The sequence below is a fragment of the Aeromicrobium wangtongii genome, assembly GCF_024584515.1.
GTDB lineage: Bacteria > Actinomycetota > Actinomycetes > Propionibacteriales > Nocardioidaceae > Aeromicrobium > Aeromicrobium wangtongii.
On the sequence record NZ_CP102173.1, the window covers coordinates 996,078 to 1,014,091 of the forward strand.

Sequence of the window (18,014 nt, forward strand, 5' to 3'; positions counted from 1 at the left end):
GGGTGGGGGCGTGCTCATCCCCGACTTCGAGACCCAGCTGCGGGAGGCCTCGCTTCGCGTGACGCGTCCGCGGCTGGCCGTTCTCGCCGCCGTGCACGAGCATCCGCACGCTGACACCGACACGGTGATCAACCTGGTTCGAGCCCATCAGCCGACCGTGTCGCACCAAGCGGTCTACGACATCCTTCGCGCGCTCAGCGACGCCGGGATCCTGCGGCGCATCCAGCCCGCCGGCTCAGCGGCTCGCTACGAGGGCCGCGTCGGGGACAACCACCACCACGTGGTGTGCCGCTCCTGCGGTGACATCGCCGACGTGGCCTGCTCCGTGGGTCACGCCCCCTGTCTGACCGCCTCGGTCGATCACGGCTTCGTGATCGACGAGGCGGAGGTCGTGTACTGGGGCACCTGCCCCCGGTGCGCGGCCACCGCATCACGCACTCTGCACGCAACCGCCAGCCCGGAAGGAATCAGATGAACGACAGCCAGACCCCGGAGAGCCCCCAGGGCATCGACAGCAAGACCGAGGCGGGATGCCCGGTCATGCACGACTCGGCGGCTGCCCACGGCAGCGAGAGCGAGAACCCGGCGATCGACTCGCCGACGCCCAAGACCGGTGGACGCCCCCGCACCAACAAGGACTGGTGGCCCAACCAGGTCGACCTGTCGGTGCTGCACGCGCACTCGTCCAAGGCCAACCCGCTCGGCCCTGACTTCGTCTACGCCGAGGAGTTCAAGAAGCTCGACCTGTCCGAGCTGCGCCGCGACATCGTCGAGGTGCTCAACACCTCGCAGGACTGGTGGCCGGCCGACTTCGGCCACTACGGCGGCCTGTTCATCCGCATGAGCTGGCACGCTGCCGGCACCTACCGCATCTTCGACGGCCGTGGCGGTGCCGGCGAGGGCAACCAGCGCTTCGCGCCCCTCAACAGCTGGCCCGACAACGCCAACCTGGACAAGGCGCGGCGCCTGCTGTGGCCGGTCAAGCAGAAGCACGGACAGAAGATCTCCTGGGCCGACCTGCTGGTCTACGCCGGAACCGTCGCCATGGAGGACATGGGCTTCACGACCTTCGGCTTCGCCTTCGGTCGTGAGGACGTCTGGGAGCCCGAGGAGATCATCTGGGGCCCCGAGGACACCTGGCTGGGCGATGAGCGCTACAGCGGCGACCGTGAGCTCGAGGAGGCCCTCGGCTCGGTCCAGATGGGTCTGATCTACGTCAACCCCGAGGGTCCCAACGGCAACCCCGACCCGCTCGCCTCGGCGCGCGACATCCGCGCGACGTTCGCCCGCATGGCGATGAACGACGAGGAGACCGTCGCGCTGATCGCCGGCGGCCACACCTTCGGCAAGACGCACGGTGCCGGTGACGCCGACCTGGTCGGCCCCGAGCCCGAGGCTGCTCCGCTGGAGGAGCAGGGGCTGGGCTGGAAGAGCCAGTACGGCAGCGGCAAGGGCGCCGACGCCATCACGTCCGGTCTCGAGGTCACCTGGACCTCGACGCCGACGCGCTGGAGCAACGACTTCTTCAAGTTCTTGTTCAAGTACGAGTGGGAGCTCACCAAGAGCCCGGCCGGCGCCTACCAGTGGGTCGCCAAGGACGCCGAGGACATCGTCCCCGGCCCCGCGGCCGACTCGCCGAAGCGCAAGCCCACGATGCTGACCAGCGACCTGGCCCTGCGCTTCGATCCCGAGTACGAGAAGATCTCGCGCCGGTTCATGGAGAACCCGAACGAGTTCTCGACCGCGTTCGCCAAGGCCTGGTACAAGCTGCTGCACCGTGACATGGGCCCGATCGACCGCTACCTCGGTCCCTGGGTTCCCGAGCCGCAGCTGTGGCAGGACCCGGTGCCCGCTCCCGAGGGCGAGCTCGTCGGTGACGCGGACATCGCGTCGCTGAAGGCCACGGTCCTGAAGTCCGGCCTGACGATCTCCGAGCTGATCGGCACCGCCTGGGCGTCGGCCGCGACGTTCCGGTCCACCGACAAGCGCGGCGGCGCCAACGGTGCCCGCATCCGCCTGGAGCCGCAGCGCAGCTGGGAGGTCAACCAGCCCGAGCAGCTCGCCCGGGTCCTGGAGACGCTCGAGGGCATCCGCAGCGAGTTCAACGCCGCCGGTGGCGCGCAGATCTCGATGGCCGACCTGATCGTCCTGGCGGGCAACGCCGCGGTCGAGAAGGCCGCGAAGGACGCCGGCGTCGAGATCACGGTGCCGTTCCACCCGGGCCGTGGCGACGCCACGCAGGAGCAGACGGACGTCCACTCGTTCAAGGTCCTCGAGCCCCGGGCCGACGGCTTCCGCAACTACCTGCGCGCAGCCGACAAGCTCTCGCCCGAGACCCAGCTCGTCGAGCGGGCCTACATGCTGGACCTCACGGCTCCGGAGATGACGGTGCTCGTCGGCGGCATGCGTGCCCTCGGCGGCAACGTCGACGGCGCGCAGCACGGCGTCCTCACGGACCGCCCGGGCGTCCTGACCAACGACTTCTTCGTCAACCTGCTCGCACCGGGTGCGCGCTGGAAGGCGTCGGAGTCGCAGGAGAACGTCTACGAGATCCGCGATGCGGCGACCGACGAGCTGAAGTGGACCGCCACCGCGGTCGACCTGGTCTTCGGCTCGAACTCGCAGCTGCGGGCCCTGTCCGAGGTGTACGCGTCCGACGACGCCCGCGAGAAGTTCGTCGCGGACTTCGTGGCTGCCTGGACCAAGGTCATGGAGCTCGACCGGTTCGACCTGGCCTGATCCTCAGGCCACATCAGACAGGCCCGGCCCCCGAACGAGAGTTCGGGGGCCGGGCCTGTCTTTCATCAGCACGCTGTCGTTCTCCGAACGCAGGGGAGCGGACAGAGCAATGGCCCGGAACCGAATCGGTTCCGGGCCATCCTTGTGGGGTGAGTGACGGGACTTGAACCCGCGACCACCGGCACCACAAGCCGGTGCTCTACCAGCTGAGCTACACCCACCACGCGTGCCGGGCATGCGCCCGACACGGCGAGAAAGAGTCTAACGCAGGCCTCGGGGTGGTCACGACCGGGTCACCCCCGAGCCCGGTGGCCGTCAGGACTGGCCGGTGACCGAGCCCGCGACCTCGGCGGCGATCGCCTTGGCGGTGTCGGAGTCGATGCCCGGCTCGGGGGTGAAGACCGCCCGCCGGTAGTAGCGCAGCTCCTCGATGGATTCCTGGATGTCGACCAGTGCGCGGTGCCGGCCGCCCTTGGCGGGCGCGGCGAAGTATGCGCGTGGGAACCACTGGCGCGACAGCTCCTTGATCGAGGACACGTCGATGACGCGGTAGTGCAGCCAGCCCTCGAGCTCGGTCATGTCCCGGGCCAGGAACGTGCGGTCCGTGCCGATCGTGTTGCCGGCCATCGGCGCCTTGCGCGGCTCCTTGACGAACTCGCGCACGTAGGTCAGCACCTGCTCCTCGGCCTCACGCAGGCTCAGCCCGTTCTCTAGCTCGGTGATGAGGCCCGACGTCGTGTGCATCTGCGTCACGAAGTCGTTCATCTGGTCGAGCGCGGCCTGCGGCGGCTTGATCACCAGGTCGACGCCATCGCCCAGCACGTTGAGGTCGTAGTCGGTGACGAGCGCCGCCACCTCGACCAGGGCATCGGTCTCGAGGGAGAGTCCGGTCATCTCGCAGTCGATCCACACCAGCTTGTCATTCACCCATCGCACACTAGTCCAGCGCCGGGACGCCGCGATCCGGCCGGTACGCTGAACTGGAACCTTTGCGGACTGAGCCGCGTTGGTCCACATGGTGACCGCCCCGAGCCAGGAGACGTCAGTGAGCAACGAACGCCAGCAGCGAGCAGCCCGCGCCGAGCAGATGCGCAAGGAACGCGAGAAGGCCGATCGCAAGCAGCGCAACCTGATCACCGTCGCGATCGTGGTCGTCGTGATCGCGCTCATCGCCGTCGGCGCCTGGGGCATCAAGGCCGCGAGCGACGACAACAAGGTCGAGACCAAGCTCACCGTGCCCAAGGACGTCACCAAGGACTACGGCATCGTCTACAACCAGGAGGCGGCCACCGGCACGGCGCCTGCGGCCGATGCGCCGAAGCCGGTGAAGGTCGTGCTGTACGAGGACTTCCTGTGCCCCGGCTGCGGTGCCCTGGAGGAGACGGCCGGCCCGTTCCTGGCCGGCGCGGTCGCGAGCGGCGAGATCGAGCTGGAGTACCGCCCCTTCTCGTTCCTGCTGCGTCAGAGCACCAACGAGTACTCGCAGCGTGCCTGGAACGCCGCCGTGTGCGTCTACAACGAGGCCGGCGCCAAGGCGTTCGAGGAGTACCACGACATCCTGTTCGCCAACCAGCCCCAGGAGGGCGGACCCGGACCCGATGACGCCGAGCTGATCGACTTCGCGAAGCAGGCCGGCGTCACCGGCATCGACAGCTGCATCAAGAAGCGGACCTTCGCCCGCTGGATCGACGATGCGCGCGAGAAGGGCCAGAAGGACGGCGTCTCCGGCACCCCGACGATCCGCGTCGACGGCAAGGACGTCAGCGGCGCGGACAACACCATCGCCACGGTCGCCGACATCCAGAAGGCCATCGACGCGGCCAAGAAGAAGTAGGGCCAGCGCCCGAGCAGGCAGCCCCGCGACGTCCAGGACCAGCACGGTCCGGCGTCGACGGCGGCTGCTGTGTGTCTGGGCCGGTTTCCCCAGCGCAGCGGTTCAGAGGCCGTGCAGGAGGGTCGCCGCGATCGCGACCATCACGACGGCGATCAGCGCGTCGAGGACGCGCCACGCCACGGGACGCGCGAAGACCGGCCGCAGCAGGCGCGCCCCGTACCCGAGCGCGGTGAACCACACGATGCTGCCGGTCATCGCGCCGGCTCCGAACCACCACCGGTCGTCGCCGTGGGTGGCGGCGACCGACCCGAGCAGCACCAGGGTGTCCAGGTACACGTGCGGGTTGAGCCAGGTCAGCGCCATCGCCGTGGTCACCACGGGCCACAACGACGTCCCCGAGCGAGCCTCCTCGGCCGCCATCGCGGAGGGGCGCAGCGCCCGACGGGCCGCCAGGGCGGCGTAGACCAGCAGGAACACCGCGCCGCCGATGCGCATGACGTCCACGAGCCACGGTGCCGCGTCCAGGAGGGAACCCAGTCCGCCGACACCGGCGGCGATCAGGATCACGTCCGACACCGAGCACACCGCGACGACCGGGAGCACGTGCTCGCGCAGCAGGCCCTGACGCAGGAGGAAGGCGTTCTGGGCGCCGATCGCGATGATCAGCGACAGGCCGAAGCCGAGTCCGGAGGCGAGCGCAAGGGCGGCGGTGTGGGTCACGCGGCAAATCTAGGGCTCGCACGCGATGAAAACCAGCGAATGTTCGTTGATCTGCATTAGCGTTGCTTCACATGGATCTGGGTCAGCTGAGCGCGCTCGCCGCGGTGGTCGATGAGGGCTCGTTCGAGGCGGCGGCAGCCGCGTTGCACGTCACTCCTTCCGCCGTGAGCCAGCGCATCAAGGCCCTCGAGCAGTCGGCCGGTCAGGTGCTCGTCCGGCGCACGAAGCCGACCACGGTGACTGCGCCCGGGCAGGTGTACCTGCGGCTGGCGCGCCAGGTCGACGGACTCATCCGCGAGGCGACCACCGCGACGACGGCCGCAGAGCCCGGACCGGTCACGGTGCCGATCGCGGTGAATGCGGACTCGATGGCGACCTGGGTGCTGCCGGCCCTGGCGACCCTGCCGGCGGGCATCTGCTTCGACCTGCACCGCGACGACCAGTCCCGCACCGCCGACCTGCTGCGCGCGGGCACCGTGATGGGGGCGATCACCTCGGTCGTCGAGCCGGTGCAGGGCTGCCGGTCGACCCGCCTGGGGGTGACCCGCTACCGGCCGATGGCCACCCCGGCCTTCGTGGAGCGGTGGTTCGCCGGGGGAGTCACGGTCGACGCGCTGGCCCGGGCGCCCATGGTCGTGTTCGACCGCACCGACGACCTGCAGGATCGCTACCTGAGGCGGCGGTCCCGGCGTCGGCTCCACCCGCCGCGCCACCATGTCCCTGCGTCGGCGGACTTCGCCGAGGCGGTCGCCCTCGGCCTGGGCTGGGCGGTCCTGCCGCGCGAGCAGTCGTCCGGGCGGGACCTGGTCGAGATCGACCCGGGCCAGCACGTCGACGTCGTCCTGCACTGGCAGCAGTGGACCCTGCAGACGCCAGCGCTGGAGGCGGTCGCCGCCGCGATCCGCGAGGCCGCGGCGGACCACCTGCTCTGACAACCCCACGAGAGTGCGCCCGGCAGGATTCGAACCTGCGACCTAGAGATTAGAAGGCTCTTGCTCTATCCAGCTGAGCTACGGGCGCGCAGGTCCAACACTATCGGCGTGCGCGATCGGGTCGACGCAGCGCCGTGATCCCCTACGATGATGCGGGTGACAGAAGCGACCGCCGTGCGTCCCCCGGCCGCGCCGACGCGTTACCGCGAGCCGTTCCGGCAACGTGGGCGCACGGCACTGATCGTCCTGTTCGTCCTGATCGCCGTCGCCGGCGTCGTCGGGGGAGTGGTCATCTCGCAGAGCGCCGGGGACGCCGAGGGCGCGGGCCTGTCGATCTTCTACGCGATGATCCCGATCCCGTTCCTGTGGCTGGTCTACTGGTGGCTCGACCGCTACGAGCCCGAGCCGCGCCGGTACAAGTTCGCGGCCTTCGTCTGGGGTGGCGTGGTCGCGGTGGCCATCGCACTGGCCGTGGAGGTCTGGGCGCAGAACTACTGGGACCTCAGTGACGAGGCGACGGCGTCCTTCGTCGCGCCGCTGGCCGAGGAGCCGGCCAAGTGCCTGTTCCTGCTGCTGACGTTCGTGCGGGCCCGGCGGGTCATCGACGGCGTGCTGGACGGGATCATCTACGCCGGGATCGTCGGCATCGGCTTCGCCTTCGTCGAGAACATCGGCTACTACGCCGCGAGCTACCTCGGCTCGCCCGACATCGCGATCGCCGGATCGGAGGGTGTCACGACGACCTTCGTCGTGCGCGGCATCTTCAGCCCGTTCGCGCACCCGCTGTTCACCACCGCGTTCGGCATCGCGATCGGCCTGGCCGTGAACCGCCGCTCGAAGGTGGTCCGGGTGCTGATCGTGCTGGTGGGCCTGGCTGTCAGCATCGGCCTGCACGGTCTGTGGAACGGCTCGCTGAGCTACGGCCCCGACAACGGCACCGGATTCGTGCTGGCCTATCTCGTCCTCGCGGCGCTGCTGCTGGCGGTGGCGGTCGTGGCGATCGTGGTACGGGTGCGGCAGGTCCGCGTCCTGGAGCGATCGCTGTCGTACGTCGCCGACCGCGGCTGGATCCACCCGGCGGAGATCCCGTACCTGTCCCGCTTCGGGTACCGCAAGGCGGCCCGGCGCTACGCCCGCAACAACTACGGCAAGCCGGCCGGCCAGGTGGTCAAGCAGTACCAGCAGCTCGCGACCGAGATGGCCTTCCTGCACGACGCCCTCATGAGCGGGCGTCACAAGCCGCACGGGGTCGAACGCACCTACGCGCTGCTCGACGCGATGTACGCGCTGCGCCCCGCGTTGCACCTGCCGCCGGCACTGCACACGACGGCCCGTCACTACTGACCCGCCAGTCCCAGGGTGCGGTGGCGCCGGGGTGGTCCGGAGTCGACTAATCTGTGCGTACACCCCGCCCCTGCAGGATCACGTCGACGAGAGGAGCTCATCGTGCCCGGCGACCACGCTTCGGCCGAGCTCCTGGCGGCCATGAGCTCCCTGCTGCTGAGCGTCCGCGACGCCCCGTTGCGGTTCGAGACCGATGGCGTCGAGCACGTGCGCTCGATCCAGTCCGGGATCGTCGACCAGCTGTCGGACTACATCCTGCCCAGGCTCGTCCAGCTGGACGCCCCGCTGCTCGCGGTGGTCGGCGGATCGACCGGGGCCGGGAAGTCGACCCTGGTCAACTCGCTCGTGCGCGAGCGCGTCACCGAGTCAGGCGTCCTGCGGCCGACGACCCGCTCGCCCGTGCTGGTCCACCATCCCGACGACGCCGAGTGGTTCCGTCCCGATCGCATCCTGCCCGATCTGCCGCGCACGACAGAGGCCGGCAACCAGACCTATGGGCTGCGGCTCGCGTCGACGACCAACATCCCGAAGGGGCTGGCGATCCTCGATGCGCCCGATGTCGACTCGATCGACAAGGGCAATCGTGACCTGGCGACCCAGCTGCTCGCAGCCGCCGATCTGTGGTTGTTCGTGACCTCCGCCGCCCGCTACGCCGACCAGGTCCCGTGGGACCACCTGCGGCACGCGGCAGAGCGCAGCACGTCCGTCGCGGTGGTCCTGGACCGAACCAGCGACGAGGCGCTCATGGAGGTCCGTGGGCACCTCGCGCGCATGATGACGTCACGCGGGCTGTCGGACTCCCCGCTGTTCACGGTCCCGGAGTGCAGCCTGGATGCCGACGGGCTGCTGCCCGTCGAGGCCGTCTCCTCGATGATCGGCTGGCTGCAGGAGCTCGCGGCAGACCCCGACGCCCGCCAGATGGTCGTGCACCGCACCCTTGACGGCGCCGTCCGGCAGCTCGTGCTCCGCACCCACGACGTCGCCGATGCGATGGACGCCCAGATCGAGATCGCCCAGACGCTGGACGGCGCGGTCGAGGGGCCGTACCGCTCGGTGCTCGAGGACGTGTCGGCGCGCACCGCTGACGGCACGCTGCTGCGCGGCGAGATCCTCGCGACCTGGCGCGAGTTCGTCGGCACCGGTGAGCTGCTCAGCTCGGTCGAGGAGAAGGTCAGTCGCATCCGTGACCGCTTCGTCGGCGGCATGACGGGCAAGCGGACCCGGTCCACCGAGCTCGTCGAGGCGACCGAGAGCGCCCTGCGGTCGTTGCTGACGGAGCGAGCCGAGGCCACGGCCGAGCAGGTCTCCCGCAGCTGGGGCACGACGGACTCCGGCCGCGCCGTGCTGGACGCCCATCCCGGCCTGACTCGGGCCGCGCCGGACTTCCGGGTCAGGGCCGAGCGCATCGTGCACGACTGGCGCCAAGGCGTCGACGAGCTCGTCCGGGCACAGGGTGCCGACAAGCGCATGAGTGGGACCTTCCTGGCCCTCGGCGCCCAGGGCGTCGCCGCGGCGCTGATGGTCGTGATGCTGGCGCGTGATGCCGACCCCACGACCACCGACAGCACCGTGGCCGCCGGACGCAAGCTGCTGGACGCCGTCTTCGGCGCGGAGACCGTCGACGAGCTGCTGGACTCCGTGCACACCGATCTGGAGCTGCGGTCGGCGGCGCTGTTCGAGAGCGAGCAGCTGCGTTTCCTCACGGCGGTCGAGTCGCCCGACAGTCTCAAGACCCACCAGGCAGCAGTGCGCGAGTCCGCCCGCCGGGCCGAGTACGCCCGGCATGCCGACTTCCTGAATGGAGAGACGACGTCATGACCAGCCCCGCGACCGCCCCCGAGGCCGTGTTCGACGGCGGACGCAATGACGTCGCGCAGCGCTTGGACGGCCTGACCCAGGCGGTCGAGGCCGGCCGCGGGCGCATCGACGACGACGTCGTGGCGCAGGCCGAGACGCTGACCGATCACGCCTCGCAGCGGCTCACCCTGTCCGGCGAGCACACGATCGTCGCGCTGGCCGGTGCCACCGGATCGGGCAAGTCATCCCTGTTCAACTCGCTGACCGATCTGGAGCTGGCCGGCGTCGGCGTGCGCCGTCCCACCACCTCCTGGGCACTGGCCTGCTCGTGGGGACCCGACGGCGCCCAGGGGCTGCTGGAGTGGATGGGCATCCCGGCGCGTCACCAGATCTCCCGCATGAGCATGCTCGACCAGTCGACGGAGGACACCAAGCTCGACGGGCTCGTGCTGGTGGACCTGCCCGACCACGACTCCACGGAGGTGTCGCACCACCTGGAGATGGACCGGCTCATCGCGCACGCCGATCTGCTCGTGTGGGTCCTGGACCCGCAGAAGTACGCCGACGCCGCGATCCACGACCGGTACATCCGCCCGATGGCCTCGTACAGCGACGTGACGCTGGTCGTGCTCAACCAGATCGACCGCATCCCGTTCGAGGAGCGCGAGCGCACCCTGTCCGACGTCCGGCGCATCCTCGCCGACGAGGGACTGCCGGACGTGCCGGTCATCGGCGTCTCCGCGACCCGTGGCGACGGGGTCGACGAGCTGAAGCGTGAGCTGGCGGCGCGCATCCGCGCCAAGTCCTCCGCGAAGGCCCGGCTGGCGTCCGACATCGCCGCCGCCGCGGGCGCCATGGCCCGGGTCGGCGGCTCCGCCGAGGCGCCCGGGATCACCCAGGACGACCGACGGGCGCTGGACGAGGCCCTCGTCGAGTGCGCGGGCCTGCCACAGGTCGTCGACGGTGTCGAGGCGTCGACGCGCCGACGGGCCGCGGCCCACACCGACTGGCCGGTGATGCGCTGGCTGGGCCGGTTCGGCGACGACCCGATGCAGGACCTGCGAGCGGATGCTGACCCCGCCGGGGCGAGCGGTTCCGGGGTGCCCCGTGCCGGCAGCGTGCAGCGTTCCGGCGTCGACCTGGCCGTCCGCGATCTCGCGGAGCGGGCCTCCGAAGGGCTCGCGCGCCCGTGGCGCGACGCCGTCCGCGATGCGGCCCGCCCGGCCGGCACGGACGTCGTCGACGAGCTGGACGCCCGGATCCAGGCGACGACCGCCGACGCCGCCAAGCCGGCCACGTGGTGGAAGATCGTGCAGATCGTCCAGATCGTGGCCGTCGTCGCGCTGGTCCTGGGACTCGTCTGGCTCGTGGTGCAGGGCATCGCATCCCTCGTCTCCGCCGACCTGCCCGATCTGGGGTCGGTCGGGCCGCTGCCGGTGGCCGCCGTGGTCGCGATCGGGGCGCTCGTCGGCGGTCTGCTGGTGAGCGTGCTGTCGCGGTACGCCGCGGGCGTCAGCGCTCGGCGCAAGGCCGCGCGGGTCGATGCGGCGCTGCGTGCCGACATCGACACGGTGGCCGGCGAGCGGGTCGTCGGACCCATCGAGGCCGAGCTGGCGGCCTACGACCGGTACCGCGCGGGCATCCTCACAGCGCTGGGCTGAGGCCTCGGGCGTCCGGCGCCTGAACCGCCGTGGAGCGGCGCCCATCGGCTCGATAGGCTGGAGAGCATGGCTGAATACGTCCTCTCGCTGCGCAACGTCCGCAAGGCCCATGGCGACAAGGTGGTGCTCGACAACGTCACCTTGTCCTTCCTCCACGGTGCCAAGATCGGCGTCGTCGGCCCCAACGGCATGGGCAAGTCCTCGCTGCTCAAGCTCATGGCCGGGCTCGACCACCCCAACAACGGCGACATCGTGCGCGATCCCGACGCGACGGTCGGCATGCTCCAGCAGGAGCCGCCGCTGAGCGAGGGCAAGACGGTGCTCGAGAACGTCCAGGAGGCGGTCGCCGAGATCAAGGGCAAGCTCGACCGGTACAACCAGATCGGCGAGGAGCTCGCCAGCCCCGACGCCGACTACGACAAGCTGCTGGCCGAGATGGGCGATCTGCAGACCGATCTGGACACCCACAACGCCTGGGAGCTCGACTCGCGTCTCGACCAGGCGATGGACGCCCTGCGGTGCCCCCCGCCCGACGAGCTCGTCGACCACCTGTCCGGTGGTGAGCGCCGCCGCGTGGCGCTGTGCAAGCTGCTGCTGCAGCAGCCCGACCTGCTGCTGCTCGATGAGCCCACCAACCACCTGGACGCCGAGAGCGTGCAGTGGCTCGAGGGCCACCTGAAGACCTACCCGGGCGCCGTCCTGGCCGTGACCCACGACCGGTACTTCCTGGACAACGTCGCCGAGTGGATCGCCGAGGTCGACCGTGGCCAGATCCACGGCTACGAGGGCAACTACACGACGTACCTGGAGAGCAAGAAGGAACGCCTCAAGATCGAGGGCCAGAAGGACGCCAAGCGCGCCAAGATGCTCGAGCGCGAGCTCGACTGGGTCCGCTCGAACGCCAAGGGCCGCCAGACCAAGTCCAAGTCGCGCCTCGCGCGGTACGAGGAGCTCGCGGCAGAGGCCGAGAAGTCCCGCAAGGTCGACACGAGCGAGATCAACATCCCCGCCGGTCCCCGCCTCGGTGACATCGTGCTGGACGCCAAGGGCCTCACCAAGGGATATGACGGCCGCGTGCTGTGGGACGACGTCTCGTTCACGCTGCCGCGCGCCGGCATCGTCGGTGTCGTGGGCCCCAACGGCGTCGGCAAGACGACCCTGTTCCGCATGATCACGGGAGAGGAGACCCCCGACTCCGGCTCGCTCGAGGTCGGCAAGACGGTCAAGATCAGCTACGCCGACCAGAGCCGTGGCGACATCGCCGGCGACAAGAACGTCTGGGAGGTCGTCTCGGAGGGCCTGGACTTCATCAAGGTCGCGAACTTCGAGATGAACAGCCGGGCGTACGTTGCATCGTTCGGCTTCAAGGGCCCCGACCAGCAGAAGAAGGCCGGCGTGCTGTCCGGTGGTGAACGCAACCGCCTCAACCTGGCGCTGACGCTCAAGCAGGGCGGCAACCTGCTCCTGCTCGATGAGCCCACCAACGACCTGGACGTCGAGACGCTGTCGTCCCTGGAGGACGCACTGCTGGACTTCCCCGGATGTGCTGTGGTCACCTCGCACGACCGGTGGTTCCTCGACCGCATCGCGACGCACATCCTGGCGTGGGAGGGCACCGACGAGAACCCCGGCAACTGGTTCTGGTTCGAGGGCAACTTCCAGTCCTACGAGGACAACAAGATCGAGCGCCTCGGCGCCGACGCCGCGCGCCCGCACCGGGTGACACACCGCCGCCTGACCCGCGACTGATCAGGTGCTGCGGGGCGCCGACCGGCGTCCCGTAGCCCGGCCCGGAGCTAGAACTTGCGGCCGTGCAGCTTCTCCACGACGCCGCTCATGACGCGTCCGAGCGCCTCGAGATCGGCGGGGTCGGAGTCCGCGACGAGATAGTCGTGCACCCCCTGCACGTGGGTGTGGGCGGCCTGCTCGAGGATGCTGAACCCGTGGTCGGTCAGCACCGCGGACACGCCACGTCCGTCATCGGAGCACTGGCCTCGCGTGACGATGCCCTCCCGCTCGAGGCGGGCGATGGTGTGGGTCACCCGGCTGCGTGAGTGCGCCACGGCATCGGCGAGCTCGGCCATGCGGATGGCCCGGTCGGGTGATTCCGAGAGACGCACGAGGATCTCGTACTCCGGCATCGACAACCCGTGCTGGCGGCGAAGATCGCGGTCCAGACGGTCCATCAGGACGGTCGTGCCGCCCAGGAACGCACGCCAGATGCGCTGCTGCTCGGTGGTGAGCCACGGGGTCTCGGTTGCCGTCTCCATGGCCCCATCCTACGTCGCGGGACATTTAATTGAAAGTTCAACCGCATGCGTGTATCGTGATCCTTGTTGAATCATCAACCACCAGCGCTTTCGGAGAAACCACATGAGCATCGACACCGCAGTCACCACCGGCACCTGGGCCCTCGACCCGACCCACACGGAGATCGGCTTCACGGTCCGTCACCTGATGAGCAAGGTGCGCGGCAAGTTCGACACCTTCGAGGGCACCCTCGTCACCGCCGAGGACCCGACGGCCTCGACAGTCTCGGTCTCGGTCGACCTCAGCTCGATCAGCACAGGCACGGCGGACCGTGACGCGCACCTGCGCTCGGCCGACTTCTTCGAGGTCGACACCTACCCGTCGATGACGTTCACCAGCACCGGCGTCACCCAGAAGGACGACGACGAGTTCGTCCTGCGCGGCGACCTGACCATCAAGGGCGTCACCAAGCCCCTCGAGCTCGAGGTCGAGTTCCTCGGTGAGGGCGGCGACCCGTGGGGCGGCACCCGCGTGGGCGTCGAGGCGAAGGGCGAGATCAGCCGCAAGGAGTTCGGCATCGACTTCAACATCCCCGTCTCCGGCGACAAGGTGATGATCGGCGACAAGATCAAGCTGCACATCGTCGCCGAGGCCGTCCTCCAGGCCTGATCGACACAGCTCCGCCACGGGCGCGAGCGGCGCAGAGACGTCCGGTTCTTCCCCCGAGAACTGGGCGTCCCTGGGCCGTTCGCGCCCGTGTCGTCTCAGCGAGCCGCGGTCATCCTGACCGCCAGCTCGGCGTGCAGCGACGCCAGGTCGTCCCCGGAGCGCGATCCGCCCGGCTCGAACCAGCGCACCAGGTCCACACCCAGGGACAGCAGCGAGAATGCGGTGCCGGGGATGTCGGTGACGTCCAGGACGCCCTGCGCGACGCCGTCGGCCAGGGCGTCCTGCATGGTCTTCTCGATGCTGCGCCGGAAGGCCGCGACCTCGGCGCGGTGCTCCGGCGTCAGGGCGTGGTACTCCCACTGGACGATCCGTCCGACCCGGCTGTGGTCGGCGTGCCAGCGGCTGAAGTCGTAGACCATGCGGCGGATGCGCTCGACCGGGTCGCTCGTGGCGGCATACGCCCGGTTGATGACGTCCAGCGCGCTGCGGTGGCCCTGCAGGCTCACCGTGAACAGCAGGCTCTCCTTGGAGTCGTGGTGCACGTAGACCGCCGCGGGACTCATCCCGGCGCGCGATGCGATGTCGCGGGTCGTGGTCGCGGCGAAGCCCTTCTCGGCGAATGCCTCGACCGCGGCGTTGATGAGTCGTTCGCGGGCGGTGATCGTGGTCATGTCGCTCCTTCGTCGGTTGACAGCATGACGGAGGGATTGCATGCTAAGCAAGCGCTTAGCGCGTGACGTCCCCCTGAACTGCGAGCACGAGGTGTACCTGACATGAAGCGGATGATCTTCGACGAGGACCACGAGGCATTCCGCGAGTCCTGCGCGGCCTTCCTGGCCAAGAACGTCACGCCCGATCTGGAGACGTACGTCTCCGACAAGGCCCTGCCCCGCGACTTCTGGCTCGCCGCGGGTGCCGAGGGCTTCCTGGGCCTGGAGATCCCCGAGGCATTCGGCGGCGCCGAGGCCGGTGACTTCCGGTTCAACACGGTGTTCGCCGAGGAGCTGGCCAAGCTCAATGCGGCACTGCCCTCGTGCGTCGCGATCCACACCGACATCGCGGTTCCCTACATCGTCGACCTGGGCACCGAGGAGCAGAAGCAGCGCTGGCTGCCCCGGTGTGCGACCGGTGAGATCGTCACGGCCATCGGCATGACCGAGCCGGGGGGCGGTTCCGATCTGGCGGCCCTCAAGACCACCGCGGTGCGCGATGGCGACGAGTGGGTCATCAACGGCTCCAAGACGTTCATCACCAACGGCTTCTCCGCCGACCTGGTGCTGACCGCCGTGCGCACCTCGCCGGAGAAGGGCGCCAAGGGCATCACCCTGTTCGGCATCGAGGCCACCGATCCCGGCTTCAGCCGGGGCCGCAAGCTCGACAAGGTCGGCAACGACGAGGCCGACACCTCCGAGCTGTTCTTCGAGAACGTCCGCCTCGGCGACGACCGCGTCATCGGCGAGGTCGACCGCGGCTTCATCTACATGATGGAGCGGCTGCCGCAGGAGCGGCTGACCTGCTCGGTCGCCAACATCGCCCACGCCAAGCAGATCCTGCTCGAGACGATCCAGTACGCCAAGGACCGGCACGCCTTCAAGCAGCCGATCGGCAGCCTGCAGCACAACAAGTTCCTGATCGCCGAGCTCGTCACCAAGATCGAGGTCGCCGAGTCGTACGTCGACCAGGCCGTGCTCGCGCACTCGCGTGGTGAGCTCACGGCCACCGACGCGGCCAAGACCAAGTGGTGGTCCTCGGAGGTCCAGAACGAGGTCCTCGACCACTGCGTCCAGCTGCACGGCGGTTATGGGTACATGAACGAGTACCGGGTCGCCAGGGCGTGGCGGGACGCCCGCGTCAGCAAGATCTGGGCAGGTTCCAACGAGATCATGAAGGAGCTCATCGGCCGCGACCTCGGCCTCTGAGCACACCGTCGTCAAGCACGTTCCTCCACCGGAAAGGCACGACCATGCCCGAAGCAGTCATCGTCTCCACCGCCCGCTCGCCGATCGGCCGCGCGGGCAAGGGATCGCTCAAGGACATGCGTCCTGACGACCTCACGGTCCAGATGGTCGAGGCGGCCCTCGCCAAGGTGCCGGCGCTCGAGCGCACGGACATCACCGACCTGCACCTGGGAGTCGGCCAGCCGGCAGGGGAGTCGGGCAACAACCTGGCCCGCATCGTGTCGGTCCTGTCCGGCATGGACCACCTGCCCGGCGTGACCGTGAACCGTTACTGCTCGTCGAGCCTGCAGACGACGCGCATGGCCTTCCACGCCATCAAGGCAGGCGAGGGCGATGCCTTCATCTCGGCCGGCGTCGAGACCGTCAGCCGCTTCGGTGCCGGGATGTCCGACATCGCCGACGCCTTCAACCCGGTCTTCGACGAGGCGCTGGAGCGCTCCGGCCAGCGCTCGCAGGGCGGCGCCGACTCGTGGCGTGACCCGCGCGAGTCCGGCCTGCTGCCGGATGCCTACATCGCGATGGGCCAGACTGCGGAGAACGTGCAGCAGCTGATCGGCATGAGCCGCCAGGAGCAGGACGAGTTCGGCGTCCGCAGCCAGAACCTGGCCGAGAAGGCCATCGCCGACGGCTTCTGGGCCAAGGACATCACGCCGGTCACGCTGCCCGACGGGACGGTCGTGAGCACCGATGACGGCCCGCGCGCCGGCGTCACCTACGAGGCGGTCTCCCAGCTCAAGCCCGTCTTCCGTCCCGACGGGACGATCACGGCGGGCAACTGCTGCGCGCTCAACGACGGCGCCGCGGCGATCGTCATCATGAGCGACACCAAGGCCAAGGAGCTCGGCCTGACCCCGCTGGCGCGCATCGTGTCGACCGGCGTCACCGGGCTGTCGCCGGAGATCATGGGCCTCGGTCCGATCGAGGCCGTCAAGCAGGCCCTGGGCCACGCCCGCATGGGCATCGACGACATCGACCTGTGGGAGATCAACGAGGCCTTCGCCGTCCAGGCGCTCGGCTCGGCGCAGGCCCTGGGTGTCGACATCGACAAGCTCAACGTCAACGGCGGCGCCATCGCCGTCGGTCACCCCTTCGGCATGACCGGCGCCCGCATCACCAGCACGCTGATCAACTCGCTGCAGCACCACGACAAGCAGTTCGGCGTCGAGACGATGTGCGTCGGCGGCGGACAGGGCATGGCGATGGTCCTGGAGCGTCTGTCCTGATGGCCGGCACTTCCGGCGGCCGGTTCGACGGCAAGGTCGCGATCGTCACCGGCGCGAGCCGCGGCATCGGCCTGGCGATCGCCGAGCGCATCGTGGCCGAGGGTGGCCGGGTCTGCATCACGGCCCGCAAGGCCCCCGCGCTGGCGGAGGCGGCCGAGTCCCTCGGTGGGCCCGAGCGCGCGATCTTCGTCGCCGGCGCCGCCGATGACGCCGACCACCAGGACGAGGTCGTCGCGACGACGATCGAGGCCTTCGGCGGCCTCGACCACCTGGTCAACAACACCGGCATCAACCCCGTGTACGGCCGGATGATCGACGTCGACCTCGGCGCGGCCAACAAGATCTTCCAGGTCAACGTGGTCGCGGCGATCGGGTGGGCGCAGAAGGTCTATCGCGCCTCGATGGCCGAGAGCGGCGGTTCGATCGTCAACATCGCCTCCGTGGCCGGACAGCTGCCTGCGCCGAACATCGGCACGTACGGTGCGTCCAAGGCCGCGCTGATCCACGTCACCAAGGAGCTCGCGGTCGAGCTCGGGCCGGACATCCGGATCAACGCGGTGGCACCGGCCGTCGTCAAGACGCGGTTCGCGGAGGCGCTGTACGACGGGCGCGAGGAAGAGGTGTCCGCGCCGTACCCGCTCAAGCGCCTGGGTGAGCCGTCCGACATCGGCTCGGTCGTGGCCTTCCTGCTGTCCGAGGACGCTGCATGGGTGACGGGGCAGACCATCACGGTCGACGGGGGACTGCTGCTGACCGGCGGCGTCTGACCGCACCCCACCCGCTGGGCCTGACGTTCTGACCGACACGCTGCGCGTGTCGCGGTCAAAACGTCAGGCCCAGCGTCGTTGGTGACCCAGGACACTCAAGAAACATGAGGAAACCCTCGG

General features: G+C 69.4%; 16 protein-coding genes and 2 tRNA genes. 12 read left to right on the forward strand and 6 right to left on the reverse strand.

Going from position 1 to position 18,014, the window contains the following annotated elements; translation table 11 throughout:
- Window positions 1–10 precede the first annotated feature (10 nt).
- A complete protein-coding gene (locus tag NQV15_RS05100) occupies window positions 11–475 on the forward strand; it encodes a Fur family transcriptional regulator (protein WP_232398522.1) in 465 nt (154 codons plus the stop codon).
- Window positions 472–2,739, forward strand: coding sequence for a catalase/peroxidase HPI (gene katG / locus NQV15_RS05105; RefSeq protein ID WP_232398523.1), 2,268 nt, complete (start codon window positions 472–474; stop codon window positions 2,737–2,739). The genes NQV15_RS05100 and katG overlap by 4 nt, the downstream gene beginning before the upstream one ends.
- A gap of 145 nt (window positions 2,740–2,884) precedes the next feature.
- Here the strand turns inward: katG and NQV15_RS05110 are convergent.
- Window positions 2,885–2,960: transfer RNA gene (locus NQV15_RS05110), tRNA-His, on the reverse strand.
- 94 nt (window positions 2,961–3,054) lie between these two features.
- Entirely contained in the window at window positions 3,055–3,666 is a 612-nt protein-coding gene (gene orn, locus NQV15_RS05115) for an oligoribonuclease (protein WP_232398524.1), read from the reverse strand.
- Between the two features lie 118 nt (window positions 3,667–3,784).
- On the opposite strand from orn, the gene NQV15_RS05120 reads away from it, so the two are divergent.
- The gene (locus NQV15_RS05120; protein WP_232398525.1) at window positions 3,785–4,573 is read left to right on the forward strand and encodes a DsbA family protein; all 789 of its coding nucleotides are present in this window, start codon (window positions 3,785–3,787) and stop codon (window positions 4,571–4,573) included.
- Window positions 4,574–4,675: 102 nt separating this feature from the next.
- On the opposite strand, the gene NQV15_RS05125 is transcribed toward NQV15_RS05120, so the two are convergent.
- Window positions 4,676–5,293, reverse strand: coding sequence for a LysE/ArgO family amino acid transporter (locus NQV15_RS05125; protein WP_232398527.1), 618 nt, complete (start codon window positions 5,291–5,293; stop codon window positions 4,676–4,678).
- Window positions 5,294–5,364: 71 nt separating this feature from the next.
- On the opposite strand from NQV15_RS05125, the gene NQV15_RS05130 reads away from it, so the two are divergent.
- Window positions 5,365–6,225, forward strand: coding sequence for a LysR family transcriptional regulator ArgP (locus NQV15_RS05130; protein WP_232398528.1), 861 nt, complete (start codon window positions 5,365–5,367; stop codon window positions 6,223–6,225).
- 14 nt (window positions 6,226–6,239) lie between these two features.
- On the opposite strand, the gene NQV15_RS05135 is transcribed toward NQV15_RS05130, so the two are convergent.
- A tRNA-Arg gene (locus NQV15_RS05135) sits at window positions 6,240–6,313 on the reverse strand.
- 68 nt (window positions 6,314–6,381) lie between these two features.
- Here NQV15_RS05135 and NQV15_RS05140 point away from each other — a divergent pair.
- The 4 genes from NQV15_RS05140 (at window position 6,382) to ettA (ending at window position 12,776) form a co-directional block, all read left to right on the forward strand.
- Entirely contained in the window at window positions 6,382–7,569 is a 1,188-nt protein-coding gene (locus NQV15_RS05140) for a PrsW family intramembrane metalloprotease (RefSeq protein ID WP_232398529.1), read from the forward strand.
- A 102-nt stretch (window positions 7,570–7,671) separates the two neighbouring features.
- Window positions 7,672–9,387: a P-loop NTPase family protein gene (locus tag NQV15_RS05145; RefSeq protein WP_232398530.1), complete on the forward strand. Its 1,716-nt coding sequence runs from the start codon at window positions 7,672–7,674 to the stop codon at window positions 9,385–9,387.
- A complete protein-coding gene (locus NQV15_RS05150) occupies window positions 9,384–11,027 on the forward strand; it encodes a GTPase (protein WP_232398531.1) in 1,644 nt (547 codons plus the stop codon). The genes NQV15_RS05145 and NQV15_RS05150 overlap by 4 nt, the downstream gene beginning before the upstream one ends.
- Window positions 11,028–11,093: 66 nt before the next feature.
- The gene (gene ettA, locus NQV15_RS05155; protein ID WP_232398532.1) at window positions 11,094–12,776 is read left to right on the forward strand and encodes an energy-dependent translational throttle protein EttA; all 1,683 of its coding nucleotides are present in this window, start codon (window positions 11,094–11,096) and stop codon (window positions 12,774–12,776) included.
- Window positions 12,777–12,823: 47 nt separating this feature from the next.
- Here the strand turns inward: ettA and NQV15_RS05160 are convergent, their stop codons facing one another.
- Entirely contained in the window at window positions 12,824–13,297 is a 474-nt protein-coding gene (locus NQV15_RS05160; RefSeq protein WP_232398533.1) for a MarR family winged helix-turn-helix transcriptional regulator, read from the reverse strand.
- A 103-nt stretch (window positions 13,298–13,400) separates the two neighbouring features.
- On the opposite strand from NQV15_RS05160, the gene NQV15_RS05165 reads away from it, so the two are divergent.
- Entirely contained in the window at window positions 13,401–13,946 is a 546-nt protein-coding gene (locus NQV15_RS05165; protein ID WP_232398534.1) for a YceI family protein, read from the forward strand.
- Window positions 13,947–14,041: 95 nt separating this feature from the next.
- Here the strand turns inward: NQV15_RS05165 and NQV15_RS05170 are convergent, their stop codons facing one another.
- Window positions 14,042–14,617, reverse strand: a complete 576-nt coding sequence (locus NQV15_RS05170; RefSeq protein WP_232398535.1) for a TetR/AcrR family transcriptional regulator — start codon at window positions 14,615–14,617, stop codon at window positions 14,042–14,044.
- Window positions 14,618–14,719: 102 nt separating this feature from the next.
- On the opposite strand from NQV15_RS05170, the gene NQV15_RS05175 reads away from it, so the two are divergent.
- Genes NQV15_RS05175 through NQV15_RS05185 form a run of 3 tightly spaced genes read left to right on the forward strand, consistent with a single transcriptional unit; the run spans window position 14,720 to window position 17,894 of the window.
- Window positions 14,720–15,865: an acyl-CoA dehydrogenase family protein gene (locus tag NQV15_RS05175; protein WP_232398536.1), complete on the forward strand. Its 1,146-nt coding sequence runs from the start codon at window positions 14,720–14,722 to the stop codon at window positions 15,863–15,865.
- A gap of 44 nt (window positions 15,866–15,909) precedes the next feature.
- Window positions 15,910–17,127 (forward strand): acetyl-CoA C-acetyltransferase, encoded by a 1,218-nt coding sequence (locus NQV15_RS05180; protein ID WP_232398537.1) that lies wholly within the window; start codon window positions 15,910–15,912, stop codon window positions 17,125–17,127.
- The gene (locus NQV15_RS05185; protein ID WP_232398538.1) at window positions 17,127–17,894 is read left to right on the forward strand and encodes an SDR family oxidoreductase; all 768 of its coding nucleotides are present in this window, start codon (window positions 17,127–17,129) and stop codon (window positions 17,892–17,894) included. The genes NQV15_RS05180 and NQV15_RS05185 overlap by 1 nt, the downstream gene beginning before the upstream one ends.
- The last annotated feature ends 120 nt before the right edge of the window (window positions 17,895–18,014 follow it).

Excerpts from the sequence above, each read along its gene's own strand:
- katG (WP_232398523.1), top strand. The coding sequence starts at position 472 with ATGAACGACAGCCAGACCCCGGAGAGCCCCCAGGGCATCGACAGCAAG.
- NQV15_RS05130 (WP_232398528.1), top strand. The coding sequence starts at position 5,365 with ATGGATCTGGGTCAGCTGAGCGCGCTCGCCGCGGTGGTCGATGAGGGC.
- NQV15_RS05150 (WP_232398531.1), top strand. The coding sequence starts at position 9,384 with ATGACCAGCCCCGCGACCGCCCCCGAGGCCGTGTTCGACGGCGGACGC.
- ettA (WP_232398532.1), top strand. The coding sequence starts at position 11,094 with ATGGCTGAATACGTCCTCTCGCTGCGCAACGTCCGCAAGGCCCATGGC.
- NQV15_RS05160 (WP_232398533.1), bottom strand. The coding sequence starts at position 13,297 with ATGGAGACGGCAACCGAGACCCCGTGGCTCACCACCGAGCAGCAGCGC.
- NQV15_RS05165 (WP_232398534.1), top strand. The coding sequence starts at position 13,401 with ATGAGCATCGACACCGCAGTCACCACCGGCACCTGGGCCCTCGACCCG.
- NQV15_RS05170 (WP_232398535.1), bottom strand. The coding sequence starts at position 14,617 with ATGACCACGATCACCGCCCGCGAACGACTCATCAACGCCGCGGTCGAG.
- NQV15_RS05175 (WP_232398536.1), top strand. The coding sequence starts at position 14,720 with ATGAAGCGGATGATCTTCGACGAGGACCACGAGGCATTCCGCGAGTCC.
- NQV15_RS05180 (WP_232398537.1), top strand. The coding sequence starts at position 15,910 with ATGCCCGAAGCAGTCATCGTCTCCACCGCCCGCTCGCCGATCGGCCGC.
- NQV15_RS05185 (WP_232398538.1), top strand. The coding sequence starts at position 17,127 with ATGGCCGGCACTTCCGGCGGCCGGTTCGACGGCAAGGTCGCGATCGTC.